Raw genomic sequence first — 26,916 nt, 5'->3', positions numbered from 1 at the left:
CCGCCCGGTCAGGCCGGGCGCAGCCACACCGTCGCCAGGGGCGGCAGGGTCAGCCGGATGCTCGCCGGGCGGCCGTGCCACCCCTGGGGCTCCGGTTTGACCGGATCCGGGTTGACCACGTCGCCGCCGCCATAGCGGGCCGCGTCGGTGTTGAGCACCTCGTGCCAGGCCGGGACGTCGTCGGGGACGCCGAGGCGGTAGCCGGAGCGGACCACCGGGGCGAAGTTCGACACCGCGAGCAGCGGGGTGCCGTCGGCGTCCAGGCGCAGGAACGCCAGCACGTCGTCGTCGGCGGCGTCCCCGACCACCCAGGCGAACCCGGACGGGTGGGTGTCGCGCCGCCACAGCGCGGGCGTGCCCCGGTAGACGGTGTTCAGGTCCCGCACCAGGTCGCGCACGCCCCGGTGGTCCGCCGCCGCGCCGTACTCCGGGTCCAGCAGCCACCAGTCGGGGCCGTGCGCCTCCGACCACTCCGCGCCCTGCGCGAACTCCTGGCCCATGAAGAGGAGTTGCTTGCCGGGGTGGGCCCACATGTAGCCCAGGTACGCCCGCTCGTTGGCACGCTGCTGCCACCAGTCGCCGGGCATCTTCGACACCAGCGACTTCTTGCCGTGCACCACCTCGTCGTGGGATATCGGCAGCACGTAGTTCTCGCTGTACGCGTACACCATGGAGAAGGTCAGCTCGCCGTGGTGGTGGGCGCGGTGCACCGGCTCGCGGCTCATGTACTCCAGCGAGTCGTGCATCCACCCCATGTTCCACTTCAGCCCGAACCCCAGCCCGCCGAAGCCGCTCGGCCCCTTGTGGTGCGTGGCCCGCGTGACCCCGTCCCAGGCCGTCGACTCCTCCGCCACCGTCACGACGCCGGGCACCCGCCGGTACAGCGTCGCGTTCATCTCCTGGATGAACGCCACCGCGTCCAGGTTCTCCCGGCCGCCGTGCTCGTTCGGCGTCCACTGGCCCGGCTCGCGCGAGTAGTCCAGGTAGAGCATCGAGGCGACCGCGTCCACGCGCAGGCCGTCGATGTGGAACTCCTCGCACCAGTACACGGCGTTGGCGACCAGGAAGTTGCGCACCTCCCGGCGCCCGAAGTCGAACTCCAGCGTCCCCCAGTCCGGATGCGCCGCGCGCAGCGGGTCGGAGTGCTCGTACAGCGGGCGCCCGTCGAACTCGGCCAGCGCCCAGTCGTCGCGCGGGAAGTGCGCGGGCACCCAGTCCATCAGCACGCCGATCCCGGCCCGGTGCAGCCGGTCGATCAGGTACTTGAAGTCGTCGGGGTCGCCGAGCCGGGCCGTGGGCGCGTAGAAGCCGGTGACCTGGTAGCCCCAGGAACCGCCGAAGGGGTGCTCGGCGACCGGCATCAGCTCGACGTGGGTGAAGCCCAGGTCGGCGACGTAGGCCGGGAGCTGCTCCGCCAGCTCGCGGTAGGTCAGGCCGGGGCGCCAGGAGGGCAGGTGGACCTCGTACACGGACATCGGAGCCTCGTGCGCGGGCGCGTCCGCGCGGTGGGCCAGCCACTCCTGGTCGCCCCACGTGTAGTCCGAGGCGTGCACGACGGACGACGTGGCGGGAGGCACCTCCGTACGGCGGGCCAGCGGGTCGGCGCGGAAGGTGCGGGAGCCGTCGGGCCGGGTGATCTCGAACTTGTACAGCTCGCCCGCGCCGACACCAGGCAGGAACAGCTCCCACACCCCCGTCGAGCCGAGCGAGCGCATCGGGTGCCCGGTGCCGTCCCAGAAGTTGAAGCCGCCGGCCACCCGGACCCCGCGCGCGTTCGGCGCCCACACCGCGAACCGGGTGCCCGCCACCCCGTCGTGCGTCGCCGGGTGCGCGCCCAGCGCCCGCCACAGCTGCTCGTGCCGCCCCTCGCCGAGCAGGTGCAGGTCCAGCTCGCCCAGGGTGGGCAGGAAGCGGTAGGGGTCCTCGACCTCCTGTTCCGTCCCCTCGTAGGCCACGAGGAGCCGGTGCAGCGGTACCTCGCCCAGCGGCACGAGACCGGAGAAGAACCCGTCACCGTCGTCGTGCAGCTCGACCCGCAGCGTCCCGGACAGCACGGTCACCGCCAGGGCGTACGGCCGGAACGCGCGGAACGCGACCCCGCCGGGCACCCGGTGGGCGCCGAGCACCGCGTGCGGATCGTGGTGCGTGCCGGCGAGCAGCCGCTCCCGGTCACCGGCGTCCAGCGCGGGGGAGACGGCGACCTCGGCCCGGGGCGGGGCGGCGGCCTCCCGGGGCGCGGCCTGCTGCGTCGCGGTCCTCTCCGGGGCGGTCTTCGGCGTGCCCTTCTTCTTGGCTACGCCCTTCTGCGCGACGGCCTTCTGCGCGGCGCCCTTCTGCGCGACGGCTTTCTGGGCGGCGGCCTTCTTCGAGACGGCCTTCTTCGCGGCGGCCTTCTTCGAGACGGGCTTCTTCGCGACGGGCTTGTCGGCGGCCTTGGCCGTCTTCTTCCCGGCCGTCTTCTTCCCGGTCGTCTTCCTCGGTTCGGGGCCGCTGGACGAGGGGCGGGGGGTCACGGGTGGAGCCTCCTGGGCGAAGTGGGGGCGGGCGGGGGCGTCAGGCCGGCTCGGGTACGGACAGGCGGCGCACCGCCGCCAGGGGCACCGGGAGCCAGTCGGGACGGTGCCGGGCCTCGTACAGGACCTCGTAGACCGCCTTGTCCGTCTCGTAGGCGCGCAGCAGCACGGGATCGGTGCGCGGGTCCCGGCCGCCGCCCTCCGCGTACCCGGTGCAGTACGCGGCCCGGCAGGACTCGGCCCAGCCCGGCACGCGGACCTCGGCCGAGTGCGCGGCGTAGTCGAAGGAGCGCAGCATTCCCGCGACGTCCCGCACCACCGGCTGCGGCAGCCGGCGTTCGGCCAGGGGCTTCGCGGGCTCACCCTCGAAGTCGATCAGCGACCACTCGCCGTCGGGGGAGCGCAGGCACTGGCCGAGGTGCAGGTCGCCGTGGACGCGCTGGGCGGTCCAGGTGCGGCCCTCGGCGGCCAGGTCGGCCAGCGCAGTGAACGCCGTCCGCAGCGCGGGCGCGTACGACCGGAGCAGGGGCACGGCCCGCGCGGCCTCCTCCAGCCGCCCGTTCATGCCGTCGGCGAGCTGCCGCACCTGGGCCTGGCCGAGGGTGGCGGTCGGCAGCGCGCGGGCCAGCGCGGTGTGCACCTCGGCGGTGGCCCGCCCGAGCGCCCGTGCCTCGGCGGTGAAGTCCTCGCCCTTGGCCAGCTCGCGCAGCGCCAGCTCCCAGCCGTCGGTCGCGCCCTGAAGATAGGGCTGGAGCACGCCCAGCACCCAGGACCGCCCGGCCAGGTCGGCCACCATCCACCCCGCCGGTGCCGGTACCCGGGGGCAGCCCGCGCGGGCCAGGGCCAGCGGCAGCTCCAGGTCGGGGTTGACGCCGGGCACGATCCGCCGCAGCAACTTGAGGATGAACGTATCTCCGTACACGACCGAGGAGTTCGACTGCTCGGCGGTCATCAGCCGCGGTACCAGACCGGCGCGTATGTCGTCCTGCGGTGCCCGCTCGAAGCGCAGGCCCCCGATGCGGGCCCGGGTGCGCAGTGCCTCCAGCAGCACCTCGGCGGGGCGGGTGTCGTACAGGGCGTCGTAGGCGGTGCGTCCGGCCGCCGGGCCCTCGGCCACATGCCCGATCAGCGCGGGCGCGAGCCGGGGCGGCAGTGCCTCGCGGGTGCCTATCAGGAGCTGGTAGCAGTCGCCGGGCTCCTCGGCGGCGCCACCGGCCGGCGTGTACCGCTGGTGGGCGCGGACCAGCACGTGGTGCAGGCCGAGGCGGGAGTCGGCCGGAAGCAGTTCGGTGGCCGCGACCAGCGAGAAGCCGGTGACCGGGCGCCCCTTGCCGGCGAACCAGCGCTGCCGCGGCAGCCACTCCCGCAGCAGTGGATCAAGTGACGCAAGGAGGCCGGGCGGGCTCGTACCGGTGCGTATGACGGCTTCCGACATGTCGTCGCGTCCTTTCCCCGGATCGTCGGGGTGGTTACTGATGCGTGCCCCGGGCGGAGCGGCGGAAACCGCGCCGCCCGGGGACGGGGCCGGTATCTAGACGGCGTCCTTGCGCAGCCGGAACCAGTAGAAGCCGTGACCGCCCAGGGTCAGCAGGTACGGCAGGTCACCGACCGCCGGGAAGCGGACCCCGCCGAACAGCTCGACGGGATGACGCCCGCCGAAGGCACTGAGGTCCAGCTCCGTGGGCTGCGCGAACCGGGAGAAGTTGTGGACGCACAGCACCAGGTCGTCCCCGTACTCCCGCAGGAAGGCGAGGACGGCGGGGTTGGAGGAGGGCAGCTCGGTGTAGGTGCCGAGGCCGAAGGCCACGTTCTGCTTGCGGATCTCGATCATGCGGCGGGTCCAGTGCAGCAGCGAGGACGGCGACGCCATGGACGCCTCGACGTTCGTCACCTGGAAGCCGTAGACCGGGTCCATGATCGTGGGCAGGAAGAGGCGCCCCGGGTCGGACGACGAGAAGCCCGCGTTGCGGTCGGGCGTCCACTGCATGGGGGTGCGGACGGCGTCGCGGTCGCCGAGCCAGATGTTGTCGCCCATGCCGATCTCGTCGCCGTAGTAGAGGATCGGCGAGCCGGGCAGGGACAGCAGCAGGGCCGTGAACAGCTCGATCTGGTTGCGGTCGTTGTCGAGGAGCGGGGCCAGGCGCCGACGGATGCCGATGTTGGCGCGCATCCGCGGGTCCTTGGCGTACTCCGCGTACATGTAGTCGCGTTCCTCGTCGGTGACCATTTCCAGGGTCAGCTCGTCGTGGTTGCGCAGGAAGATGCCCCACTGGCAGCCGGACGGGATGGCCGGGGTCTTGGCGAGGATCTCGGATACCGGGTAGCGCGACTCCCTCCTGACCGCCATGAAGATGCGCGGCATGACCGGGAAGTGGAAGGCCATGTGGCACTCGTCGCCGCCCGCGGCGTAGTCGCCGAAGTAGTCGACCACGTCCTCCGGCCACTGATTGGCCTCCGCCAGCACCACCGTGTCCGGGTACTGCGCGTCGATCTCCTTGCGCACCCGCTTCAGGAAGTCGTGGGTGGCCGGGAGGTTCTCGCAGTTGGTGCCCTCCTCCTGGTAGAGGTACGGCACCGCGTCCAGCCGGAACCCGTCGATGCCCAGGTCCAGCCAGAACTTCAGCGCGGAGATCATCTCCTCCTGCACGGCCGGGTTCTCGTAGTTGAGGTCCGGCTGGTGGGAGAAGAACCGGTGCCAGTAGTACTGCTTGCGCACCGGGTCGTAGGTCCAGTTGGACGCCTCGGTGTCGACGAAGATGATCCGCGCGTCCTGGAACTGCTTGTCGTCGTCGGCCCAGACGTAGTAGTCGCCGTAGGGGCCGTCGGGGTTGGTGCGGGACTCCTGGAACCACGGGTGCTGGTCGCTGGTGTGGTTCATGACGAAGTCGATGATCACGCGCATGCCCCGCTGGTGGGCCGCGTCGACGAACTCCACGAAGTCGGCGAGGTCGCCGAACTCGGGCAGCACGGCCGTGTAGTCGGAGACGTCGTAGCCGCCGTCGCGCAGGGGCGACTTGAAGAAGGGCGGGAGCCAGAGGCAGTCCACGCCCAGCCATTGCAGGTAGTCCAGCTTGGCGGTGAGGCCCTTGAGGTCACCGACGCCGTCGCCGTTGCTGTCCTGGAAGGAGCGGACGAGGACCTCGTAGAAGACGGCTCGTTTGAACCAGTCCGGGTCCCGGTCCTTGGCAGGGGTGTCCTCGAAGGTGTCCGGCACGGGCTCGTTGACGATCATGTGGTGGGTGACCCTCCGATCTGCGGGTGGGACGGTCGCAGAACCGTGCAGACGTGCGCGGGCGTACGGCCCGGCTCCAGGCGCACATAGTTGGCCCTGCCCCAGTGGTAGGTCTCGCCGGTCAGCTCGTCGCGGACCGGCACCGACTCGTGCCAGTCCAGGCCGAGTTGCGGCATGTCCAACGAGACCGTCGCCTCCTGGGTGTGGCGGGGGTCGAGGTTCACGACCACCAGAACCGTGTTCGACCCCTGCCGCTTCGAGTAGGCGATCACCTCCTCCTTGTCCGTGGGGTGGAAGTGCAGATCGCGCAGTTGGTGAAGCGCCGGGCTCTCGCGCCGGATGGTGTTGAGGCGGGTGATGAGGGGGGCGATGGTGGTGCCCTCGCGGGCGGCGCGGGTCCAGTCGCGGGGGGTGAGCTGGTACTTCTCCGAGTCGAGGTATTCCTCGCTGCCGTCGCGCAGGGGGGTGTTCTCGCAGAGTTCGTAGCCGCTGTAGATGCCCCAGGTGGGGGAGAGGGTGGCGGCGAGGACGGCGCGGACCTCGAAGGCGGGGCGGCCGCCGTGCTGGAGGTAGGCGTGCAGGATGTCGGGGGTGTTGGTGAACAGGTTGGGCCGCATGTAGGCGGCGGCCTCCCCGGACAGTTCGGTGAGGTACTCGGTGAGTTCCTGTTTGGTGTTGCGCCAGGTGAAGTAGGTGTAGGACTGCTGGAAGCCGATCTGGGCGAGGGTGGCCATCATGGCGGGGCGGGTGAAGGCCTCGGCCAGGAAGATGACGTCGGGGTCGGTGCCGTTGATCTCGGCGATGACGCGTTCCCAGAAGGCGACGGGTTTGGTGTGGGGGTTGTCGACGCGGAAGATGCGCACGCCGTGGTCCATCCAGTGGCGCAGGATGCGGACGGTTTCGGCGTGGAGGCCGTCGGGGTCGGTGTCGAAGGCGACGGGGTAGATGTCCTGGTACTTCTTGGGCGGGTTCTCGGCGTGGGCGATCGAACCGTCGGGGCGGTGGTGGAACCAGTCGGGGTGTTTGTGGACCCAGGGGTGGTCGGGGGAGCACTGGAGGGCGAAGTCGAGGGCGATCTCCAGGCCGAGGTTCGCGGCTTCCCGTACGAAGTGGTCGAAGTCGTCGAGGGTGCCCAGGGCGGGGTGGATGCTGTCGTGGCCGCCTTCGGGGGAGCCGATGGCCCAGGGGACGCCGACGTCGTCGGCGGTGGCGGTGAGGGTGTTGTTGCGGCCTTTGCGGTGGGTGGTGCCGATGGGGTGGATCGGGGGGAGGTAGACGACGTCGAAGCCCATGGCGGCGATCGCGGGGAGGCGGCGGGCGGCGGTGCGGAAGGTGCCGTGCGGGGTGTCGGGGGTGCCTTCGGAGCGGGGGAAGAACTCGTACCAGGCGCCGTACAGGGCGCGTTCCCGCTCGACCAGCAGGGGCAGCGGCTCGGAGGAGGTGACCAGGTCCCGCAGGGGGTGGCGGGCCAGGACCGCGTCCACCTCCGGCGTCAACGCCGCCGCCAGCCGGGACGCGGTCGGCCGGTCCTCGTCCCGCAGCGCGTCGACGGCGGCCAGCAGCTCGCGCCGGTCCTCGCTCCCCGGTACCTCGGCGGCGGCCCGCTCGTACAGCCGGGCGCCCTCCTCCAGGACCAGTTCCGTGTCCATCCCCGCCGGGATCTTGATCCGCGCCGTGTGCCGCCAGGTGGTGACCGGATCGCTCCACGCCTCCACGGTGTACGACCACAGTCCCGTCCCGCCCGCGGTGACGGTGGCGCCCCAGCGGTCGGTGCCCGGGGCCAGCTCCCGCATCGGCGTCCAGGGACCCGGCCGGCCCCGCGGATCTCGTAGGACGACGTTGGCGGCCACCGCGTCGTGCCCCTCGCGGAACACGGTGGCGGAGACCTCGAACGACTCGCCGGTGACGGCCTTGGCCGGTCTGCGCCCCCGCTGGACGACCGGACGGACGTCCAGGACGGGGATGCGCCCGACGACCGTGGCGCTCCGCGCGGGGGACGGGCCGGCAGCCGGGGATGCCGGGGGTGCCGGAGAGGCGGGGGATGCTGACGTGTGGTGCGTGGCGGGCATGACCGCTCCTGTCCGCGTCAACTGGGTGGGCGGATGACTCTGGGGAGGTGGGTCCTGCGAGGTGCGTGCGGGGCGTACCGCAGGAGCCTTCCCACACTCTTCCGGTGGGCAATCCGGCACTTTGTTAACTACTCGCGCGTATGTCGACAACGCGGCACACACGGCGATCTGACCGTCGCTTTCCCGGATGCCGCTCCCGCAATCAGCGTTCGTCGCGACATGTGCAGCTTTCCGTGCGGGCCGAAGTGCCACAAGAAGGCCGAGGGGGAAAGATCCGGCCATATCGACACGCCGAGGGTGTCAGGTCTGTCCGGCGGATCAGGGCGAAGGCCCCAACAAGGGACACATCGCGCGGTAACGTCGTCCGGGTGAAGGCGATCCGTCGACTGACCGTCCGTCCCGTTCTCCCCGACCCCCTCCGGCCGCTCAGTGATCTGGCCCGCAATCTGCGCTGGTCCTGGCACCCGGAGACCCGCGACCTCTTCCAGTCCGTCGACCCCGAGTGCTGGACCGCGTCCGGCCGCGACCCGGTACGGCTGCTCGGCACCGTGCCGCCCGCGCGCCTCGCGGAGCTGGCCGGGGACCGGCGCTTCCTGCGCCGGCTCACCGCGGCGGCCGACGACCTCGACCACTACCTGAGCGGTGACCGCTGGTACCAGGCCCAGCCGGGCCGACTCCCGGCCGCCGTGGCCTACTTCTCGCCCGAGTTCGGCATCACCGCCGCACTGCCCCAGTACTCCGGCGGCCTCGGCATCCTGGCCGGCGACCACCTCAAGGCGGCCAGCGACCTGGGGGTGCCGCTCGTCGGCGTGGGCCTGCTCTACCGCCACGGCTACTTCCGCCAGTCCCTCTCCCGGGACGGCTGGCAGCAGGAGCACTACCCCGTCCTCGACCCCCACGAGCTGCCGCTGGCCCCCCTCAAGGAGCGCGACGGCACCGCGGCGCACATCGCCCTGGCGCTGCCCGGCGGCCGGGAGTTGCGGGCCCGGATCTGGCTGGCCCAGGTCGGCCGGGTGCCGCTGCTGCTGCTCGACTCCGACGTCGAGGAGAACGACCTCGGCGAACGCGGCGTCACCGACCGGCTCTACGGCGGCGGCAGCGAGCACCGGCTCCTCCAGGAGATGCTGCTCGGCATAGGAGGTGTCCGGGCGGTGCGCACGTACTGCCGGCTCACCGGCCACGCCGCGCCGGAGGTGTTCCACACCAACGAGGGCCACGCCGGCTTCCTCGGTCTGGAACGCATCGCCGAACTGTGCGACGAGGGGCTGGAGTTCGGTGCCGCCCTGGAGGCGGTGCGGGCCGGCACCGTCTTCACCACCCACACCCCCGTCCCGGCCGGTATCGACCGCTTCGACCGGGAGCTGGTCGCCCGCCACTTCGGCCCCGACTCCGAACTCCCGCGCATCGACGTCGAACGCGTCCTCAGGCTGGGCATGGAGACCTACCCCGGGGGCGAGCCGAACCTGTTCAACATGGCCGTGATGGGCCTGCGGCTGGCCCAGCGCGCCAACGGGGTCTCCCTGCTGCACGGCGGGGTCAGCCGGGGGATGTTCGCCGGACTCTGGCCCGGCTTCGACGCCGAGGAGGTGCCGATCACCTCCGTCACCAACGGCGTGCACGCCCCGACCTGGGTGGCCCCCGAGGTGTTCCGGCTCGGCGCCCGGCAGATCGGCGTGCAGCGGGCCGAGGACGCGCTGGCCGTCGGCGGCTCGGACCGCTGGGACTCGGTCGCCGACATCCCCGACCAGGACATCTGGGAGCTGCGCCGCACCCTGCGCGCCCAGCTCGTCGAGGAGGTGCGCGAGCGGCTGCGCGCCTCCTGGCGGCAGCGGGGCGCCGGGACGGCCGAGCTGGGCTGGATCGACGACGCCCTGGACCCGGACGTGCTCACCATCGGCTTCGCGCGGCGGGTCCCGTCGTACAAGCGGCTCACGCTGATGCTGCGCGACCGGGACCGGCTGATGGACCTGCTGCTCCACCCCGAGCGGCCGATCCAGATCGTCGTCGCGGGCAAGGCGCACCCGGCCGACGACGGCGGGAAGCGGCTGGTGCAGGAGCTGGTGCGGTTCACGGACGACCCGCGGGTGCGGCACCGCATCGTGTTCCTGCCGGACTACGGCATGGCGATGGCGCAGAAGCTCTACCCCGGCTGCGACATCTGGCTGAACAACCCGCTGCGGCCGCTGGAGGCGTGCGGCACCTCCGGGATGAAGGCGGCGCTCAACGGCTGCCTCAACCTGTCGGTCCTCGACGGCTGGTGGGACGAGTGGTACCAGCCGGACTTCGGCTGGGCGATCCCCACCGCCGACGGCGCGGGCACCGACCCGGACCGGCGCGACGCCATAGAGGCCAACGCCCTCTACGACCTGCTGGAGCAGCGGATCACCCCGCGCTTCTACGAGCGGGGCGCGAGCGGGCTGCCCGACCGGTGGCTGGAGATGGTGCGCCGGACCCTCAGCCTGCTCGGCCCGAAGGTGCTGGCCGGCCGCATGGTCCGCGAGTACGTCGAGCGGCTGTACGCCCCGGCCGCCGAGGCGCACCGCGCGATGGACCCGGACTCCGCGCGCGGGCTCGCCGAGTGGAAGGCGCGGGTGCGGGCGGCCTGGCCGGGGGTGAGCGTCGACCACGTGGAGACGTCCGCCGCCACCGCCGCCGCCGAACTCGGCGCCACGCTCGCGCTGCGGGTGCGGGTGCGCCTCGGCGACCTCGCGCCGGAGGACGTGGAGGTGCAGGCGGTCTCCGGCCGGGTGGACTCCGAGGACCGGATCACCGACGCGGCGAAGGTGCCGCTGAAACCGGTGGGCGGCCCCGACCTGGAGGGCCGCTGGGTGTACGAGGGCCCGCTCGCCCTGGACCGCACCGGTCCGTTCGGCTACACGGTCCGGGTGCTGCCCGCGCACCGGCTGCTGGCGTCCGGCACGGAGACCGGTCTGGTCGCCGTGCCCTCGGGCGACCTGGTGGAGGCGGCGGGCCTGCTGATGCGGTGAGCGCCGGGGCGGCGGCCGGGTGGCGGGCGACGAGGAGGGCTCAGTCCTCCTCGTCGCCGCCGCTCAGCCGCCGCAGTACGGTGCCGCACCGGCGGGCGTAGGCGTGCTGGAAGGCACGGGCCGCCGGTCCGCCGGCCTTGGCGTACCACTTGGCGGGGCGGCTGAAGGCGGACACCGTCAGCCACACGGTGCCGTCGCCGGTGCGGTCCACCACGAACGCCTCCTCGCCGGACTCCGGGTGGCCGGGCAGCGTGCCGTAGGCCCAGCCGGCCCGGCGCGGCTCCTCCAGGGTCCACACCACCCGGCAGGGCGCCTTGATCATGCCGGCGAGGGTGACGGTGACGTCCACGCCGGGCGCGGCGCGCTCCGCGCTCGCGTCGATGCCGACGCCCATCTCGCGGTGCATCTCCCAGGTGAGCACGGCCTCGACCGCCCGCCGGAAGACCGGTTCGCCCTCCCCGAGGCGGGTGCGTACGTGCATGGGGCGGAAGCCGGGCGGGCAGTGGCCCTGCTCGCGGGTGGCGCCGACGTCGTCGTACGTGAAGGACATGGGTCCCAAGGGTAGGGCGGCACCCGGGAACCGCTGGTTCCGGGTGCCGCCCCGCCGTGTTGTGCCGGTGTGTCCCGCGGTCAGCTCACGTTGATCGCGGTCCAGGCCGCGCCCACCGTCTTGTACTCGGTGCTGTCGGCGCCGTACAGGTCGGACGCCGCGCTCAGGGTCGCCGCGCGGGCGTCGGCGTAGTCGGTCGTCGAGGTCATGTACTCGGTCAGCGCCTTGTACCAGATGTGCAGGGCCTTGTCGCGGCCGATGCCCGTGACGGTGGAGCCGTCGTGGGTCGGGGAGTCGTAGTCCACCCCGTCGACCGTGCGTGCCCCGCTGCCCTCCGCCAGCAGGAAGAAGAAGTGGTTGGCGGGACCGGACGAGTAGTGCACGTCGACGCCGCCGAGACCGGAGTCCCAGTAGTCCTTGGAGGCGCCGTCCTTGCTGGGCTCGTCCATGTAGCGCAGCGGGGTGCCGTCCCCGTTGATGTCGATCTCCTCGCCGATGAGGTAGTCGCCCTTGTCGGCGGAGTTGTTCGCGAAGTACTCCACGCCGGTGCCGAAGATGTCGCTGGTCGCCTCGTTGAGTCCGCCGGACTCGCCGCTGTACTCGAGGCCCGCGGTGTTGGAGGTGACGCCGTGGCTCATCTCGTGCCCGGCCACGTCCAGCGAGGTCAGCGGGTTGGTGTTGCCCGTGCCGTCGCCGTACGTCATGCAGAAGCAGCTGTCCGACCAGAAGGCGTTGACGTAGTTGCTGCCGTAGTGGACGCGGGAGTAGGCCGCCTTGCCGTCGTTCCTGATGCCGCTGCGGCCGAAGCTCTCCTTGTAGAAGTCCCAGGTGACCTGCGCGCCGTAGGCGGCGTCGACGGCGGCGGTCTGGTCCTGCGGGTCGCTGGAGGCGGCGCCGGTGCCCCAGGTGTCGTCGGCGTCGGTGAAGAGGGTGCCGGTGCCGGAGGTCTTGCGGGCCAGGTTGTACGTCTTGTGGCCGCCGCGCCCGGTGTCGTACAGCTGGTACGACGAGCCCGACTTGGTGGTGCCCAGTTCGACCGTGCCCGAGTAGAGGCTCTTGCCGGAGCCGTTCTCGATGCCCTGGTACTCGTACAGCTTGGCGCCGGTGGCGGCGTCGGTGATGACGTGCAGTTCGTTCGGGGTGCCGTCGTCCTGGAGGCCGCCGACCACGGTCTCGTAGGCGAGGACGGGCCTGCCCTCGGCGGCCCAGATCACCTTGCGGGGCGCGGAGTCGGCCGCGGTCCTCGACGACCCGGCGTCCTCGGCGGCGGACAGCGCCTGCTGCTCGGCCTTGGCCGCCTTCACCTTCGGGGTGACGGTGGCCACCTTGATGGCGGCCTTGGTCGCCTTGGTGACGCCTCTGGTGGCGCCGGACTCCGAGCGGTGCACGACGAGGTCGCCGCCGAGGACGGGCAGGCCGTCGTAGGTGCGCTCGTAGCGGGTGTGCACGGAGCCGTCGCGGTCCTTGACCACGTCCTTGACGACCAGTTTCTCCTTGGCGCCGAGGCCGATCTGCCGGGCGGTGCCGGCCGCGTCGGCCTGCTGCTCCTGTATGAGCGCGCCGCGGGCGGAGGCCGACAGCAGGACGGGGGCGCCGGGCAGTGCCGACGGCGCGGTGCTGTCCGCGGCGGCGTTGCCCGCGGTCAGGCCGGTGGTGAGCATCGCTCCGGCGGCGACCGCGGTGGCGAGGGCCAGGGTGGTGCGCTTGTGGCGCGCGAAGAGGGAAGACACACAAGCTCCTTCGGTGGGGGGTACCGGACGGCGTGGGGTGTCCGGCCGGTTACTGCGAAGTGGTGCTGTGGGTGACGGAAGACTGACATCGAAGGCGCGTACATGTCAGGAGGACGTGATGATGTTGGCCGAAAATCGCTGTCCGGGTGTCTGTTGCGGGAATGTGAAGGCCGTGTGACCTCGGTCAAGCCGCAACAAGGCAGGCGTAAGTGCTTGGCAAAAAACGGCAGTCGGGGCGACATGGAGAGGGCGCCGCCCCGGAGGATTCGAACCTCCGGAACGGCGCCCTGTCGTGGGGTGGCGCACCCGCGGGCCGGCCGGCCTACGGGAAGGTGAGCCGCCAGGCGTCGATGTAGCCGGTGTCCGCCGGGCCCTGGTCCTGGACGCGCAGCTTCCAGGTGCCGTTGGCCGATTCGGAGGAGGCGTTGACCGTGTACGTCTCGTGCACGTCCGCCGCCGGGTCGTAGCCGCTGTTCTTCAGGCGGTACGTCGACCCGTCGGGCGCGACCAGGTCGATCTGGAGGTCACCGCGCCAGGTGTGCTCGATGTCCACGCCCACCTGAAGGTTGCTCGGCGCCTTGCCCGTGCGTCCGGAGACGGTGAGGGACGAGGTCACCGCGGACCCGTAGTCGGGGATGTTCACGTTCGTGGTGCTCTCGAACGTGGTGCCCTCGCCGGGCTCCTCGCCGCCGGGCCGCGAGCCGACGTTGATGCCCGCCCACGCGTTCGCCACCGCGGTGTACTCGGCGCTGTCGGTGCCGTACAGCTCACCGGCGGCCGCGAGGGTGCCGGTGCGGGCGCCCGCGTAGTTGGTGGTCGAGGTGAACTTGGTGGTCAGCGCGCGGAACCAGATCTTCTCCGCCTTGGCGCGGCCGATGCCGGTGACCGGGAGGCCGTCCGAGGTGGGCGAGTCGTAGGAGACACCGTTGATGGTCTTGGTGCCGCTGCCCTCGCTCAGCAGGTAGAAGAAGTGGTTGGCCGGGCCCGACGAGTAGTGGACGTCCACCCCGCCGATCCCCGAGTACCAGTAGTCCTTGGAGGCGCCGTCCTTGCTGGGCTCGTCCATGTAGCGCAGCGGGGTGCCGTCGCCGTTGATGTCGATCTCCTCGCCGATGAGGTAGTCACCGACGTCGGAGGAGTTGTTGGCGTAGAACTCGACCGCGGTCGCGAAGATGTCGGACGTGGCCTCGTTCAGACCGCCGGACTCGCCGCTGTAGTTGAGGCCCGCGGTGACGGAGGTGACGCCGTGGCTCATCTCGTGCGCGGCCACGTCGATGGACGTCAGCGGGTTGGCGTTGCCCGAGCCGTCGCCGTACGTCATGCAGAAGCAGCTGTCCTGCCAGAAGGCGTTGACGTAGTTGTTGCCGTAGTGGACCCGGGAGTAGGCGCCCACGCCGTCGCCGCGGATGCCGGAGCGGCCGTGCACGTTCTTGTAGTAGTCCCAGGTCAGCGCGGCGCCGTAGTGGGCGTCGGCGCCGGCGGTCTCCGCGTTGGAGGCGCTGCCGTTGCCCCACACGTCGTCGGAGCCGGAGAAGAGCGTCCCGGTGCCGGAGGTGCCGCGGTTGAGGTTGTACGTCTTGTGGTTGCCGCGGGCCGTGTCGGTCAGCGTGTACGACGACCCCGACTGCGCGGTGCCCAGCGTGACCGTGCCGCTGTACAGGGTGTTGCCGGTGCCGTTCTCGACGGCCTGGTACTCGTACAGCTTGGCGCCGGTGGCGGCGTCGGTGACGACGTGCAGCTCGTTCGGGGTGCCGTCCTCCTGGAGGCCGCCCACGACCGTCTCGTACGCCAGGACGGGGGTGCCGTTCGCCGCCCAGATCACCTTGCGCGGGGCGCGGTCGGCGTCCGGCTGCTCGGCCCCGGCGGCCTTCGCGGCCGACACCGCCTGCGACTCGGCCTTCGCGGCGGAGATCTTCGGCGTGACGGTCGCGGGCCTGATCGCCTTCGCGGCGGCCTTCACGACCTGCTCCGTCTTCCCCGCCTCACTGGACACCACGAGGTCGCCGCCGAGGACGGGCAGGCCGTCATAGGTGCGCTCGTAGCGGGTGTGCAGGGTGCCGTCGCGGTCCTTGAGCACGTCCCGGACGACCAGCTTCTCCTTGGCGCCCAGACCCAGCTCGTCGGCCGTCTTCGCCTTGGCGGCGTCGGCGTCGCGGATCAGCTCGGCGCGCTGGGACGGGCTGAGCTTGACCAGCTCGTTGCCCTTGGCCGGCGACGGGTCGGGGGCCGCCGTGGCGGTGCCGGACTGGACCGCCGTGGCGATCAGCGCGGCGACACCGGCCAGCGCGACGGCCGCGGCGCGCCGGTGCGTGGCGCGGCGGGAGGAGGCGGGGGAGGTGGTGTGGGAGGTGCGTCTGTGGGGAGTACTGCTGCTCAACACTGACTCCTTCTGCGCGGCCGCGGGTCGCGCGGCCAGGGGAGACCGGCCGGCGGGTGGCCGACCGGGCGGAACTGTGCGGTACGCAGAAACCACGTGCTACGAGCCGGCCGCCGCACAGCACTCGTGGGGAAGCAGTGGGGGCGCTGTGAAGGGCCGACGGAAGACTGGCAGGAGAAAGCGCTACTTGTCAGGGGCGCGTCACTAAGTTGGCTGGAAATGGTTCGTTGACCGGGCGTTCACGTTCGATAAACGGAATCGTTGCCGTGCCGGTCCCGTTACTGTCCGGCCAGTCAGTAACCGGAGGCCGGTTCCCCGTGCCAGGAACCCCACAGGGCCGCGTACGCCCCGCCCGCCGCCACCAGCGCGTCGTGCGTGCCCAGCTCGGTCACCAGACCGTCCTCCATCACCGCGACCCGGTCGGCGTCGTGCGCGGTGTGCAGGCGGTGCGCGATGGCGATGACCGTACGGCCCTTGAGCACCGCGGCCAGCGCCTGCTCCGTGTGCCGGGCCGTCGTCGGGTCCAGCAGGGCGGTCGCCTCGTCCAGGATCAGGGTGTGCGGGTCGGCCAGCACCACCCGGGCCAGGGCCAGTTGCTGGGCCTGCGAACCGTCCGGGGAATGGCCCTTCGCACCCAGCTCGGCACCGAGGCCCCCGGGCAGCTCCCGCACCCACCCCTCGGCGCCCACCGCGGCGAGCGCCGCCCACAACTCCTCGTCCCCGGCGGTGGGTTCGGCGATCAGGAGGTTGTCGCGGACGGTGCCAAGGAACACGTGGTGCTCCTGGGTGACCAGCACCACCTGACGCCGCAGCCGCTCCGGACCCAGGGCGACCACGGGCACCCCGCCCACCGTCACCGAGCCCCGGGTCGGCGCGTCGACGCCCGCCAGCAGCCGGCTCAGGGTGGTCTTGCCCGCCCCCGACGGCCCCACGACCGCCAGCCGTTCCCCCGGCCGCACGGTCAGGTCCACCCCGCGCAGCACCTCCCCGCCCCGGTCGTAGGCGTACCGCACCCCGGACACGTCGATGCGGTCGTCCACGGGCACCGCCGACTCGTCCGCCGTCGCCCGCGGGGCCCGCGCCAGTCCTTCCACCCGGGCGAAGGAGGCGGAACCGGCCTGCAACTGCTCGACCCGCATCAGCACCTCGTCGAGCGGTCCCGCCAGCTGCTGGAGATACACGGCGCAGGACACCACCGCGCCGAGGCTCGCCGAACCGTGCGCGTGCAGGACCCCGCCGAGCAGCAGCACGCCCGCCACGGGAAGGACGTAGGAGACGTCGACCGCCGGGAAGAACACACTGCGCAGGAACAGCGTCCGGAACCGGGTGCGCCGCGAGACCTCCAGCGCCCCGCGGTTCGTCGCGACGCGCCGCTCGGCCAGCCCGAACGCCTCGACCGTACGGGCGCCGGACACCGTGGCCGCCAGACTCTCCGCGACGTCCGAGTTGGCCGCGCCCTCGGCCAGGTAGGCCGCCCGCGCCCGGCGCAGGTACCAGCGCAGCGCCAGCCAGGCCGGCGTCAGCCCCAGCACCCCGACCAGGCCGAGCAGCGGGTCGAGCACGAACACCGCACCCGTGAGGAACAGCGCCTGCACCGCGTTGACCAGCAGCTCGGGACCGGCGTCGCGCAGCGTCGTGCCGACCGCGGTCACGTCCGCCGTACCGCGCGTCGTCAGGTCCCCGGTCCCCGCCCGCTCCACCACGGACGCGGGCAGCGCCAGCGCCCGCTCCACGTACCGCTCGCGCACCCGGGCCAGCGTCCGCTCCCCGAACCGGTGCCCCACGTACCGCGCCCAGCGGGCCAGCAGCAACTGCGCCAGCGAGCACAGCAGGATGGCGAGGGCCATCCGGTCCACGGCGTCCACCCCGCCCCCGCCGCGCACCTCGTCGACGATCCGGCCCAGCAGCCACGGACCGGCGAGACCGGCCAGCGCGGCTAGGGCGTTGAGACCCAGGACGACCGCGAAGGACCTCCGGTCGGTGCGCACGAGGTCGACCGCGGCCCGGCGGACGTCGGCGCCCTCGGCGACGGGCAGCTGTGTCATCGGGCCGGTTCCCCTTCTTCGGCGCCCTCGGTGTCCCCGGCGCCCTCGTCGTCCCGCGCGACCAGGGCGCGGTACCCCGGTTCGGTGTCCAGGAGTTCGCGGTGCGTGCCGGTGGCCGCGACCTTGCCGTCGACCAGGTGGTGCACGACGTCCGCGCGGTCGAGGAGCAGCGGTGAGGTGGCGGCGAGGACGGTGGTGCGGCCCCGGCGGGCCTGCTTGAGGCGGTCGGCCACGGTGGCTTCCGTGTGGGCGTCCAGGGCGGAGGTGGGTTCCGCGGCGAGGAGGATCTCGGGGTCGGTCAGGAGGGCGCGGGCCAGGCGGATGCGTTGGCGTTGTCCGCCGGACAGGTCGCGGGCCTGGGCCGCGACCGGGGTTTTCAGTCCGTCTGGGAGGGCGCGGATGATGTCTTCGGCGGCGGCCGCGTGGATGGCCTGGGTGAGGTGCGCCGACTCATCCGCCCGGGTGGGTGGTTGTGCGTCTGCGGGTGCGTTGTGGCTTGTCGCGCCCACGCGGCGGAGCCGCACATCGACACTGCCCGCGCCCCTGGCCGGCGTGTCCTCATCGCCTATGACAGCGCTCAGGGGGCCCGCGAAGAGGTCGGCCTCCGGGTCGGCGACCAGGATGCGCGACCGTACCTGTGTCAGCGGGATGTCGGCCAGGGGGATGTCTCCCCAGGTCGCGTCTGACGGGGTGTAGCGGCCCAGGCGGTCCAGGATCTCGGTGGCGTCGGACGGGCGGGAGGCGACCAGGGCGGTCAGGCGGCCGGGGGTGATCCGTACGCCCGAGGACGGGTCGTACAGCACCGAGGGTTCCGCGGGGGCGTCCCGGGTGCCTTCGTCCGGGGCCGGTTCCAGGCGCAGGAAGGCGACGACGCGGCGGGCGGCCACCACACCGCGGCTGAGCTGGTGGCCCATCTCGATGAGGAACGCCACCGGCCAGCCCAGCGCGACGACATAGCCGTACACCGAGACCAGCTCACCCACGCTGATGTGGCCCTGCGCGGCCTGGCGGGCGCCCAGCCAGGTCACCAGGGCCAGGAACAGCATCGGGAGCCCCACACCGAGGGCCTGGATCCAGCTGGTCACCGCGCCGACCCGGTAGCCCTGCTCGCGCAGCCGGCCCGAGTCCCGGTGGAAGGCGTCCGCGACCAGGCCCTTGCCGCCCAGCCCGTTCAGCACCCGCAGCCCGCCCGCGAGGTCGCCGATCCGCGCGGTCAGCACGGACTGCCGCTCGCGGTACTCGGCCTCCCTGCCCTGAAGCCGTCCCATGAGCGGGCCGAGGAGCACCCCGAGCACCGGCACCCCGAGCAGCACCACCAGGGCGAGCCGGGTCGACACCGACAGCATCAGCCCGCCGACCGCCGCGTAGGCGACGATCGCGCCGACGCCCGGTCCCACGGCCGTCAGGGAGGTGCTGATGGTCTGCACGTCGCCCACCCCGATGGTGACGACCTCACCGGTCCCCACCTGCCCGCGCAGCGTCGCGCCGAGCCGGGTGGCGTGCCCGACGACCACCTTGACCGTGCGGAAGTTGGCGTCCATCCGCACCTTCGTCATGGTGCGGTGCCGCAGCACGCCCAGCCACGCGTTGACCCCGCCGACGGCGACCATGGCGCCGGTCCAGCCCGCCAGCGCGCCCATGTCACCGGGCTCCAGGCCGTGGTCGACGGCGCGGGCCATCAGATACGGCGTCGCCGCCAGCAGCACCATCCAGACACTGGCCAGCACCGCCCCCGCCAGGCACCGGGGCCACTGCCGCCGCACCAGCCAGCCCAGGTACCGCCAGCCGCCCCGGCGGTCCGGAGTACCCGGGTCCTCGTACGCGTCGATCCTCACGCCAGACTGTCCCGCCACGCCCGGTGCAGATCCGCGAACCGGCCCGTACCGGCGATCAGTTCGTCCGGGGCGCCGTCCTCGACGATCCGGCCGTGCTCCATCACCAGCACCCGGTCGGCGATCTCCACCGTGGACAGCCGGTGCGCGATGACCACCGCCGTACGCCCCTTCAGCACCGTCGCCATCGCCCGCTGCACCGCCCGCTCCCCGGGGATGTCCAGCGAACTGGTCGCCTCGTCCAGGATCAGCACCGCCGGGTCCGCGAGCAGCGCCCGCGCGAACGCCACGAGCTGGCGCTGGCCGGCCGAGATACGGCCGCCCCGCTTGCGCACGTCCGTGTCGTAGCCGTCCGGCAGCGCGGCGATGAAGTCGTGGGCGCCGATCGCCTTCGCGGCCCGCTCGATCTCCTCCCGGGTCGCCTCCGGCCGGCCGATCGCGATGTTGTCGGCGACCGTGCCGGAGAACAGGAACGCCTCCTGCGTCACCATCACCACCCCGCGCCGCAGCTCCGGCACGGCCAGCTCGCGCAGGTCGGTGCCGTCCAGCAGGACCCGCCCGGCGGAGGGGTCGTAGAACCGGGCGAGCAGCTTGGCCAGCGTCGACTTGCCCGCACCGGTCGAGCCCACCACGGCGACCGTCTGCCCGGCCGGGAGCGTCAGCTCGAAGCGCGGCAGCACCTCGCCGCCGGTGCGGTAGCCGAAGCTCACCGCGTCGAAGACGACCTCGCGGCCGGGGTGCGCCGACTCCAGCGGCGGCAGCTCCTTCGGCGCGGCCGGCTCCGGCACCGACGGCGTCTGGGCCAGCAGCCCGGCGATCTTCTCCAGCGACGCGGCCGCCGACTGGTACGAGTTCAGGAACATGCCCAGCCGGTCGATCGGGTCGTACAGCCGGCGCAGGTACAGCACCGCCGCCGCCAGCACACCGAGCGCCAGCGTGCCGTCGGCGACCCGGTAGGCGCCCCACAGCACGATGCCCGCGACGGCCGTGTTGGCGACCAGGCGGGAACCCACCACGTAACGCGCCATCTCCAGCAGCGCGTCGCCGTTGGTCCGCTCGTGCCGGTGGTTCAGCACCGCGAAGTCGGCGTCGTTGGCGGCCTCCCGGCGGAAGGCGCGCACCGGCCGGATGCCGTTCATCGTCTCCACGAACTTCACGATCACCGCCGCGATCGCCGTGGACCGCTTCCGGTACACCCGCCCCGCGCGCCGCTGGTAGAGCCGCACCAGCGCGTACAGCGGCACGAACGACGCCACCGCCACGGCGCCCAGGCCCCAGTCCAGCCAGAGCAGCAGCGCGGCGATGTAGACGAAGGACAGGATGACCGTCACCAGCTCCTGGAGCCCCTCGTCGAGCAGCTCGCGCAGGGACTCCACGTCCGTGGTGGAACGGGAGATGAGGCGGCCCGAGGTGTAGCGCTCGTGGAAGTCGACGCTCAGCGCCTGCGCGTGCCGGAAGATACGGCCGCGCAGGTCGAGCAGCACGTCCTGGCTGACCCGGGCCGCCGCCGCGATGAAGGCGTACTGGAGACCGCCCGCCGCCAGCGCGCACAGCAGGTACCCGGCGCCGACCGCGACCAGCGGGCCGTGGTCGTCGTCCCGCAGCGCCGGCACGGCGTGGTCGATGGCGTACGCCACCAGCAGCGGACCCGCCTGCACGGCCGCCTGCTGGAGCAGCAGGAGGAAGACGGTGAGGGCGACGCGGGCCTTCATGGGAACCAGCAGGGAGCGCAGCAGGGCGCCGGTCGCGCCCGGCGGGCTGGGCAGGACGTCCTGGTCGAAGCCGTCGTCGGCGGTGCCGGCCGCCGCCCCGGCCGGGTCCCCGGGCCGCGGGTCCCGTGGCTGTTCCCGGTCCGGCGCGGTGGCCGTGGGCGCGGTCATCGGCCGTCCCCTTCCTGGGTTCCCCCGGCGTTCCCGGACCCGTCGAGCCCGGACATCAGATGGGCGTACTCGGGGCTGGTGCGCAGCAGTTCGTGATGGGTGCCGACGGCGGCGATGCGGCCCTCGGACAGCAGGGCGACGCGGTCGGCGAGCAGGACGGTGGAGGGGCGGTGGGCCACGATCAGCGCGGTGGTGTCCGCGAGGACCTGCCGCAGGGCGGCCTCCACGGCGGCCTCCGTGTGCACGTCCAGCGCGGACAGCGGGTCGTCCAGGACGAGGAACCTCGGTCTGCCGACCACCGCCCGCGCGAGCGCGAGGCGCTGACGCTGGCCGCCGGAGAGGCTCAGGCCCTGCTCGCCGACCTCGGTGCCGGTGCCCTGGGGGAGCGCGTGCGCGAAGTCGGCCTGCGCGACGGCGAGGGCCCGGTCCAGCTCCTCGTCGCCGGCGCCCGCACCGGCGCCCATCAGCACGTTCTCACCGACGGTGGCCGAGAAGAGGGTCGGCTCCTCGAAGGCCACGGCGACCATCGCGCGCAGCTCCTCGCGGGACAGGGCGGTGATGTCCTCGCCGTCCAGCGTGATCCGGCCCTCGGTCACCTCGTGCAGGCGCGGCACGAGCGCGGTCAGCGTCGTCTTGCCGCTGCCGGTGGCACCGACCAGGGCCATGGACTCGCCGGAACGGATGTGCAGGTCGACGTCCGTCAGGAGGGGCGGGGAGCCGGGGGCGGCGTCGGGATAGCGGAACCGCACGTGCTCGAACCGCAGCCCGCCCCCGCGCTCCCCGCCGCCCCGCACCGGCGCCGGGTCACCGGCGCGACCCCGCGTTTCGACCTCCGCGTCCATCACCTCGAAGTACCGGTCCGTGGCCGTCGCCGCCTCCTGGCTCATCGCCAGCAGGAAGCCGATGGACTCCACCGGCCACCGCAGGGCCAGCGCCGTGGACAGGAACGCCACCAGCGTCCCCGCCGACAGCGCCCCGTCGGCCACCTGCACCGACCCGACCACCAGCGCCGCCCCGATCGCCACCTCGGGCAGCGTCACGATGACCGCCCAGATGGCGGCCAGCAGCCGCGCCTTGCGCAGCTCCGTGCCGCGCAGCGTGTGGGAAAGCTCGTGGAAGGCACGGGCCTGGCTGCGGTGGCGGCCGAAGCCCTTGATGATCCGGATGCCGAGCACGCTCTCCTCGACCACGGTCGTCAGATCCCCGACCTGGTCCTGTGCGCGCCGCGCCACCGCCGAGTACTTCTTCTCGAAGATCCCGCAAGTGATCATCACCGGGATGGCGGGCCCCAGGACGACCAGCCCCAGCGTCCAGTCCTGGACCAGCATGATGCCCACGCCGATCAGGATCGTCACGCCGTTGACCAGCAGGAACGTCAGCGGAAAGGCGAGGAACATGCGGAGCAGCATCAGATCGGTCGTCCCGCGCGACAGCAACTGCCCCGAGGCCCAGCGATCGTGGAAGGCCACCGGCAGCCGTTGCAGATGCCGGTAGAGATCCGCCCGCATGCCCGCCTCGACGCCCGCCAGCGGCCTGGCCACCAGCCAACGCCGCAACCCGAACAGCAGCGCCTCCGCCAGCCCGAGGAGCAGCAGGTACAGCGCTCCGAGCCACACGCCCGCCGGATCGCGGTCGGCGACCGGTCCGTCCACCATCCACTTCAGGACGAGCGGGATCACCAGCCCCACGCAGGAGGCGAGGATCGCTATCACCGCGGCCGTCCCCAACCGCGCGCGCACCGGCCGTACATAGGGCCACAGCCGCAGCAGGGCACGTACGGTGGAACGCTTCTCGGCGGCGTCCGGTGCGGGGTCCGGGGCGGCGTCCGGGGCGAGATCCGTGGCGGGGGCAGGTTTCGTGGGCATCAGCAGCGAGCCTACGGTTTGCCACTGACAGTGCCCACCGAGTTTTCCGGCCCGCCCGGGGTCGTACGGAAGCCCCGCCGGGGTCGTACCGGCGCATCCACCGATCGGCTGATGCGCCTTCGAGCGCGTCGGCCGATGTGCCGGACCGGGGCCGGCCGGGACGCTGGTGCCATGCCCGTCATCGAAGTCACCGACCTGCACAAGTCCTACGGCGGCCGTCCCGTCGTCGACGGTGTGTCCTTCTGTGTCGAGGAGGGCGAGATCTTCGGCGTCCTCGGCCCCAACGGCGCCGGCAAGACCACCACCGTGGAGTGCGTCGAGGGACTGCGCGTCCCCGACGCGGGCCGGGTCCGGGTCACCGGCCTCGACCCCGTCGCCGACCACCGGCGGGTCGCCGAGGTCCTCGGCGCCCAGCTCCAGCAGAGCGAGATCCAGCCCAAGCTCACCGTCCGCGAGGCCCTCGAGCTGTACGCCGCCTTCTACCCGAAACCGGCCGACTGGCGTCCGCTCGCCGAGCGGCTCGACCTCGGCCCGATGCTGAACACCCGCTTCGCCAGGCTCTCCGGCGGCCAGAAGCAGCGCCTGTTCATCGCGCTCGCGCTGGTCGGCGACCCCCGCGTCGTCGTCCTGGACGAGCTGACCACCGGCCTCGACCCGCGCGCCCGCCGGGAGACCTGGCAGCTGATCGAGGACATCCGCGCGGGCGGCGTCACCGTGCTGCTGGTCACGCACTTCATGGAGGAGGCCCAGCGGCTGTGCGACCGGGTCGCGGTGATCGACCGGGGCCGCATCGCCGCGCTGGACACCCCGGCCGGACTGATCCGGCGCTCGGCGGGCGGCACCGTCATCAGCTTCACCCCGTCCGCGCCGCTGGACGAGGCGGACCTGCGGGCGCTGCCGGAACTCGCCTCCGCCGAGTACCGGGACGGCCGCGTCACCCTGTCCGGCACCGACGAGACCGTCAACGCCGTCATCACCCTGCTCGCCCGCACCCGCGTCACCGCCCACCAGCTCCGGGTCACCGACACCACGCTGGACGACGCCTTCCTGGACCTCACGGAGGCCACCGCATGACCACCGACGTCTTCGACACCGCGGTCCTGAGGACCGAGCTGCGCCTGTTCCGCCGCGAACCCGGCGCCCTGTTCTGGATGCTGGTGTTCCCGACCCTGCTGCTGGTGATCCTCGGCTCCATCCCCTCCTTCCGCGAGGCCGACCCCTCCTTCGACGGACTGCGCCCGGTCGACGCCTACGTACCGGTGGCCGTCCTGCTCGGACTGACCGTCGGCGGTCTCCAGGGCATGCCGCAGGTGCTCACCGGCTACCGGGAGCGCGGCATCCTGCGCCGGATGTCCGCCACCCCGGTGCGTCCGGCGGCGCTGCTGTCCGCGCAGATGGTGGTGTGCGGCGCGGGCGCCCTGGTCTCGGCGCTGCTCGCGCTCGCGGTCGGACGGCTCGCCTTCGGCGTGGGCCTGCCCGAGCAGCCCCTCGGCTACCTCCTGGCGCTGCTGCTCGCGGTGGCGGCCGCGCTCTCCCTGGGCGCCGTGCTCTCGGCGCTCTCCCGCACCACGAAGATCGCCGGTGCGCTCGGGTCGGCCGCGCTCTTCCCGGCGATGTTCTGCGCGGGGGTGTGGCTGCCGGTGCAGGCCATGCCGGACCTGCTGGCCCGCGTCGTCGGCTGGACCCCCTTCGGCGCGGCCGCGCAGGCCCTCAACGAGGCCGCCGCCGGAGACTGGCCCGGCTGGTCCCACCTGGCGGTGCTGGTGGCCTGGACGGTGCTGCTCACGTCGGCGGCCACGCGCTGGTTCCGCTGGGACTGAACGTGCCGATGGACGACACTGGCCCGATGACCGAAGCAGGCACCGTCGAGCGCCAGTGGACGGCGTTCCACCAGTGGGGGCCGTACGGCCTGCTCGCCGTCGGCACGGCCGTCGCCGCGGCCGCCTCCGACCTGGTCGGCATGACCGCGCCCGAGTGGTACCTGGCGGCCGCCCTGATCGCGGTCGCGGTCGGCGCGCAGCTGTGGTGGACGAGAACGGCCCGCAGCCGCCCCGGGCCGAACCTGGTGAGCGGGTGCCTCTACTTCGTGCGCTGCGCCGTCGCCTTCGTGCTGGCCTGGCTCAACCCGCTCTTCGGCTTCTACGCCTACGCCGGCTACTTCGGCGGGGACCGGCTCCTGACGCCCCGGCTGCTCAAGGCGGGGCTCTTCCTGACGGCCGTGACGATCGCGGGCTCGCAGTCGGGCGGGATGCCGCCGGACGACTCCACGGGGTGGATGCTGTTCGGCGCGATCCTCGCGGTCAACGTCGTGCTCCTCGTGGTGTTCGCCCGCCTCGCCGAGACGGAGGAGGCCCGCAGCCGCGCCCGGGTCCGGACCATCGCCGAACTGGAGCGCACCAACACCGCGCTCCAGCAGGCCCTCGACGAGAATGCCGCCCTTCACGCCCAGCTCCTCGTCCAGGCCCGGGAGGCCGGCGTCGCCGACGAACGCAGACGGCTGGCCGCCGAGATCCACGACACCCTCGCCCAGGGCCTGACCGGCATCATCGCCCAGCTCCAGGTCGTGGCGGCCGCCCCCGACCAGGACCTCGGCCGTGAGCACCTGGACCGGGCCCTCGCCCTGGCCCGGCACAGCCTCGGCGAGGCCCGTCGCTCCGTGCACAACCTGTCGCCGGTCGCGCTGGCCGACGACGGACTGCCCGACGCGCTGGAGAAGACGGTGGCCCAGTGGGGCGAAAGCACCGGCGTCCAGGCCCGGTTCACCGTCACCGGCACCGCCGAGCACCTCCACGACGAGGTCGCCGCCACGCTCCTGCGCATCGCCCAGGAGGCCCTGTCCAACACGGCCCGGCACGCCGCCGCCGACCGGGTCGGCGTCACCCTCTCCTACATGGGCGACGAGGTCACCCTCGACATCCGCGACGACGGCCGGGGCTTCGACCCGCTCACCCCGCGCGCGTGCAGCCCCGGCGGCGGCTTCGGCCTCGACGGCATGCGGGCCCGCGCCGAGCGCATCGCCGGTTCGCTCACGGTGGAGGCGGAACCGGGGCACGGCACGGCCGTCTCGGCTCGCGTACCGTTGGTCCGCCATGACCGATGACGCCACGACCGACGAGACCAGGACCGGCGAGAGCAGGACCGGCGAGACCGGGACCGGCGAGACCACGACCGGCGACGCCGTGATCTCGCTGCTCGTCGTCGACGACCACCCCGTCGTCCGCGACGGTCTGCGCGGCATGTTCGAGTCCGCGCCCGGTTTCCGGGTCCTCGGCGAGGCGGCGGGCGGCGCCGAGGCGCTGGAACGTGCCGCCGTGCTCGACCCCGACGTGATCCTCATGGACCTGCGGATGCCGGGCGGTTCGGGCGTGGACGCCATCCGGGAGCTGACCCGGCGCGGCGCCCGCGCGAAGGTCCTCGTCCTCACCACGTACGACACCGACTCCGACACCCTGCCCGCGATCGAGGCCGGCGCGACGGGCTACCTCCTCAAGGACGCCCCCCGCGACGACCTGTTCACCGCGGTGCGCGCGGCGGCCCAGGGGCGCACCGTCCTCTCCCCGGCGATCGCCTCCCGGCTGGTCTCCGCGGTCCGCGCCCCGAGGACCCCCGGCGGCGAACCCCTCTCCGCCCGCGAGCGTGAGGTGCTCGCCCTGGTGGCGCGCGGCACCTCCAACAAGGAGATCGCGCGGGAGCTGTTCATCAGCGAGGCGACCGTGAAGACCCACCTCACCCACCTCTACGCCAAGCTCGGCGTGAAGGACCGCGCGGCGGCGGTCGCGACGGCGTACGACCGGGGCATCCTCGGCTGACCGGACCGCGCCGCCGGGCCGTGGGGA

16 protein-coding genes are annotated in these 26,916 nt (G+C 72.7%); 5 read left to right on the top strand and 11 right to left on the bottom strand.

Annotated features, from left to right (window positions below; genetic code table 11):
* Window positions 1-8: 8 nt before the first annotated feature.
* The 4 genes from glgB to B9W62_RS11925 form a co-directional block, all read right to left on the bottom strand.
* Window positions 9-2,513 (bottom strand): 1,4-alpha-glucan branching enzyme, encoded by a 2,505-nt coding sequence (gene glgB / locus B9W62_RS11940; RefSeq protein ID WP_179235442.1) that lies wholly within the window; start codon window positions 2,511-2,513, stop codon window positions 9-11.
* A 40-nt stretch (window positions 2,514-2,553) separates the two neighbouring features.
* Window positions 2,554-3,948 (bottom strand): maltokinase N-terminal cap-like domain-containing protein, encoded by a 1,395-nt coding sequence (locus B9W62_RS11935; RefSeq protein WP_087807161.1) that lies wholly within the window; start codon window positions 3,946-3,948, stop codon window positions 2,554-2,556.
* Window positions 3,949-4,044: 96 nt separating this feature from the next.
* Entirely contained in the window at window positions 4,045-5,745 is a 1,701-nt protein-coding gene (gene treS, locus B9W62_RS11930; RefSeq protein WP_087807160.1) for a maltose alpha-D-glucosyltransferase, read from the bottom strand.
* Window positions 5,742-7,814 carry an alpha-1,4-glucan--maltose-1-phosphate maltosyltransferase gene (locus B9W62_RS11925; protein ID WP_256976286.1) on the bottom strand — a complete coding sequence of 691 codons (2,073 nt, stop codon included), beginning with the start codon at window positions 7,812-7,814 and terminating at the stop codon, window positions 5,742-5,744. Before B9W62_RS11925 ends, treS begins: the two co-directional genes overlap by 4 nt.
* 368 nt (window positions 7,815-8,182) lie before the next feature.
* Between B9W62_RS11925 and B9W62_RS11920 the strand changes: the two genes are divergently transcribed.
* Window positions 8,183-10,801 (top strand): glycosyltransferase family 1 protein, encoded by a 2,619-nt coding sequence (locus B9W62_RS11920; protein ID WP_087807159.1) that lies wholly within the window; start codon window positions 8,183-8,185, stop codon window positions 10,799-10,801.
* A 40-nt stretch (window positions 10,802-10,841) separates the two neighbouring features.
* Here B9W62_RS11920 and B9W62_RS11915 read toward each other — a convergent pair whose 3' ends face one another.
* The 7 genes from B9W62_RS11915 to B9W62_RS11885 form a co-directional block, all read right to left on the bottom strand.
* Window positions 10,842-11,351 carry a DUF1990 family protein gene (locus B9W62_RS11915; protein WP_087807158.1) on the bottom strand — a complete coding sequence of 170 codons (510 nt, stop codon included), beginning with the start codon at window positions 11,349-11,351 and terminating at the stop codon, window positions 10,842-10,844.
* Between the two features lie 80 nt (window positions 11,352-11,431).
* The gene (locus tag B9W62_RS11910) at window positions 11,432-13,081 is read right to left on the bottom strand and encodes a M4 family metallopeptidase (protein ID WP_087807157.1); all 1,650 of its coding nucleotides are present in this window, start codon (window positions 13,079-13,081) and stop codon (window positions 11,432-11,434) included.
* A 322-nt stretch (window positions 13,082-13,403) separates the two neighbouring features.
* Window positions 13,404-15,458 carry a M4 family metallopeptidase gene (locus B9W62_RS11905; protein ID WP_179235441.1) on the bottom strand — a complete coding sequence of 685 codons (2,055 nt, stop codon included), beginning with the start codon at window positions 15,456-15,458 and terminating at the stop codon, window positions 13,404-13,406.
* Window positions 15,459-15,751: 293 nt separating this feature from the next.
* Window positions 15,752-17,503, bottom strand: a complete 1,752-nt coding sequence (locus tag B9W62_RS11900) for an ABC transporter ATP-binding protein (RefSeq protein ID WP_087807155.1) — start codon at window positions 17,501-17,503, stop codon at window positions 15,752-15,754.
* Window positions 17,500-19,338 (bottom strand): ABC transporter ATP-binding protein, encoded by a 1,839-nt coding sequence (locus tag B9W62_RS11895; protein ID WP_087807154.1) that lies wholly within the window; start codon window positions 19,336-19,338, stop codon window positions 17,500-17,502. The genes B9W62_RS11900 and B9W62_RS11895 overlap by 4 nt, the downstream gene beginning before the upstream one ends.
* On the bottom strand, window positions 19,335-21,215 hold the full coding sequence (locus tag B9W62_RS11890; protein ID WP_087807153.1) for an ABC transporter ATP-binding protein: 1,881 nt from the start codon (window positions 21,213-21,215) through the stop codon (window positions 19,335-19,337). Before B9W62_RS11890 ends, B9W62_RS11895 begins: the two co-directional genes overlap by 4 nt.
* Window positions 21,212-23,080 carry an ABC transporter ATP-binding protein gene (locus tag B9W62_RS11885; RefSeq protein ID WP_087807152.1) on the bottom strand — a complete coding sequence of 623 codons (1,869 nt, stop codon included), beginning with the start codon at window positions 23,078-23,080 and terminating at the stop codon, window positions 21,212-21,214. The genes B9W62_RS11890 and B9W62_RS11885 overlap by 4 nt, the downstream gene beginning before the upstream one ends.
* Window positions 23,081-23,251: 171 nt before the next feature.
* Between B9W62_RS11885 and B9W62_RS11880 the strand changes: the two genes are divergently transcribed.
* Genes B9W62_RS11880 through B9W62_RS11865 form a run of 4 tightly spaced genes read left to right on the top strand, consistent with a single transcriptional unit; the run spans window position 23,252 to window position 26,889 of the window.
* The gene (locus B9W62_RS11880) at window positions 23,252-24,154 is read left to right on the top strand and encodes an ABC transporter ATP-binding protein (protein ID WP_179235440.1); all 903 of its coding nucleotides are present in this window, start codon (window positions 23,252-23,254) and stop codon (window positions 24,152-24,154) included.
* Window positions 24,151-24,900: an ABC transporter permease gene (locus B9W62_RS11875; RefSeq protein ID WP_087807150.1), complete on the top strand. Its 750-nt coding sequence runs from the start codon at window positions 24,151-24,153 to the stop codon at window positions 24,898-24,900. Before B9W62_RS11880 ends, B9W62_RS11875 begins: the two co-directional genes overlap by 4 nt.
* Window positions 24,901-24,926: 26 nt before the next feature.
* Complete coding sequence (locus tag B9W62_RS11870) at window positions 24,927-26,180, top strand: sensor histidine kinase (RefSeq protein WP_256976285.1); 1,254 nt, start codon at window positions 24,927-24,929, stop codon at window positions 26,178-26,180.
* On the top strand, window positions 26,170-26,889 hold the full coding sequence (locus tag B9W62_RS11865) for a response regulator (protein ID WP_306426451.1): 720 nt from the start codon (window positions 26,170-26,172) through the stop codon (window positions 26,887-26,889). Before B9W62_RS11870 ends, B9W62_RS11865 begins: the two co-directional genes overlap by 11 nt.
* Window positions 26,890-26,916 lie beyond the last annotated feature (27 nt).

The sequence above is a fragment of the Streptomyces sp. CS113 genome, from assembly GCF_002188365.1.
Taxonomy (GTDB): Bacteria; Actinomycetota; Actinomycetes; order Streptomycetales; family Streptomycetaceae; genus Streptomyces; species Streptomyces tendae.
Note: the sequence above shows the minus strand (reverse complement) of the source record. Positions and strands in the feature narration are given on the sequence as shown.

Bases quoted from the DNA above. Each gene is read 5' to 3' on its own strand.
- B9W62_RS11935 (WP_087807161.1), bottom strand. From the start codon at position 3,948: ATGTCGGAAGCCGTCATACGCACCGGTACGAGCCCGCCCGGCCTCCTT.
- treS (WP_087807160.1), bottom strand. From the start codon at position 5,745: ATGATCGTCAACGAGCCCGTGCCGGACACCTTCGAGGACACCCCTGCC.
- B9W62_RS11925 (WP_256976286.1), bottom strand. From the start codon at position 7,814: ATGCCCGCCACGCACCACACGTCAGCATCCCCCGCCTCTCCGGCACCC.
- B9W62_RS11915 (WP_087807158.1), bottom strand. From the start codon at position 11,351: ATGTCCTTCACGTACGACGACGTCGGCGCCACCCGCGAGCAGGGCCAC.
- B9W62_RS11900 (WP_087807155.1), bottom strand. From the start codon at position 17,503: ATGACACAGCTGCCCGTCGCCGAGGGCGCCGACGTCCGCCGGGCCGCG.
- B9W62_RS11890 (WP_087807153.1), bottom strand. From the start codon at position 21,215: ATGACCGCGCCCACGGCCACCGCGCCGGACCGGGAACAGCCACGGGAC.
- B9W62_RS11885 (WP_087807152.1), bottom strand. From the start codon at position 23,080: ATGCCCACGAAACCTGCCCCCGCCACGGATCTCGCCCCGGACGCCGCC.
- B9W62_RS11880 (WP_179235440.1), top strand. From the start codon at position 23,252: ATGCCCGTCATCGAAGTCACCGACCTGCACAAGTCCTACGGCGGCCGT.
- B9W62_RS11875 (WP_087807150.1), top strand. From the start codon at position 24,151: ATGACCACCGACGTCTTCGACACCGCGGTCCTGAGGACCGAGCTGCGC.
- B9W62_RS11870 (WP_256976285.1), top strand. From the start codon at position 24,927: ATGACCGAAGCAGGCACCGTCGAGCGCCAGTGGACGGCGTTCCACCAG.
- B9W62_RS11865 (WP_306426451.1), top strand. From the start codon at position 26,170: ATGACCGATGACGCCACGACCGACGAGACCAGGACCGGCGAGAGCAGG.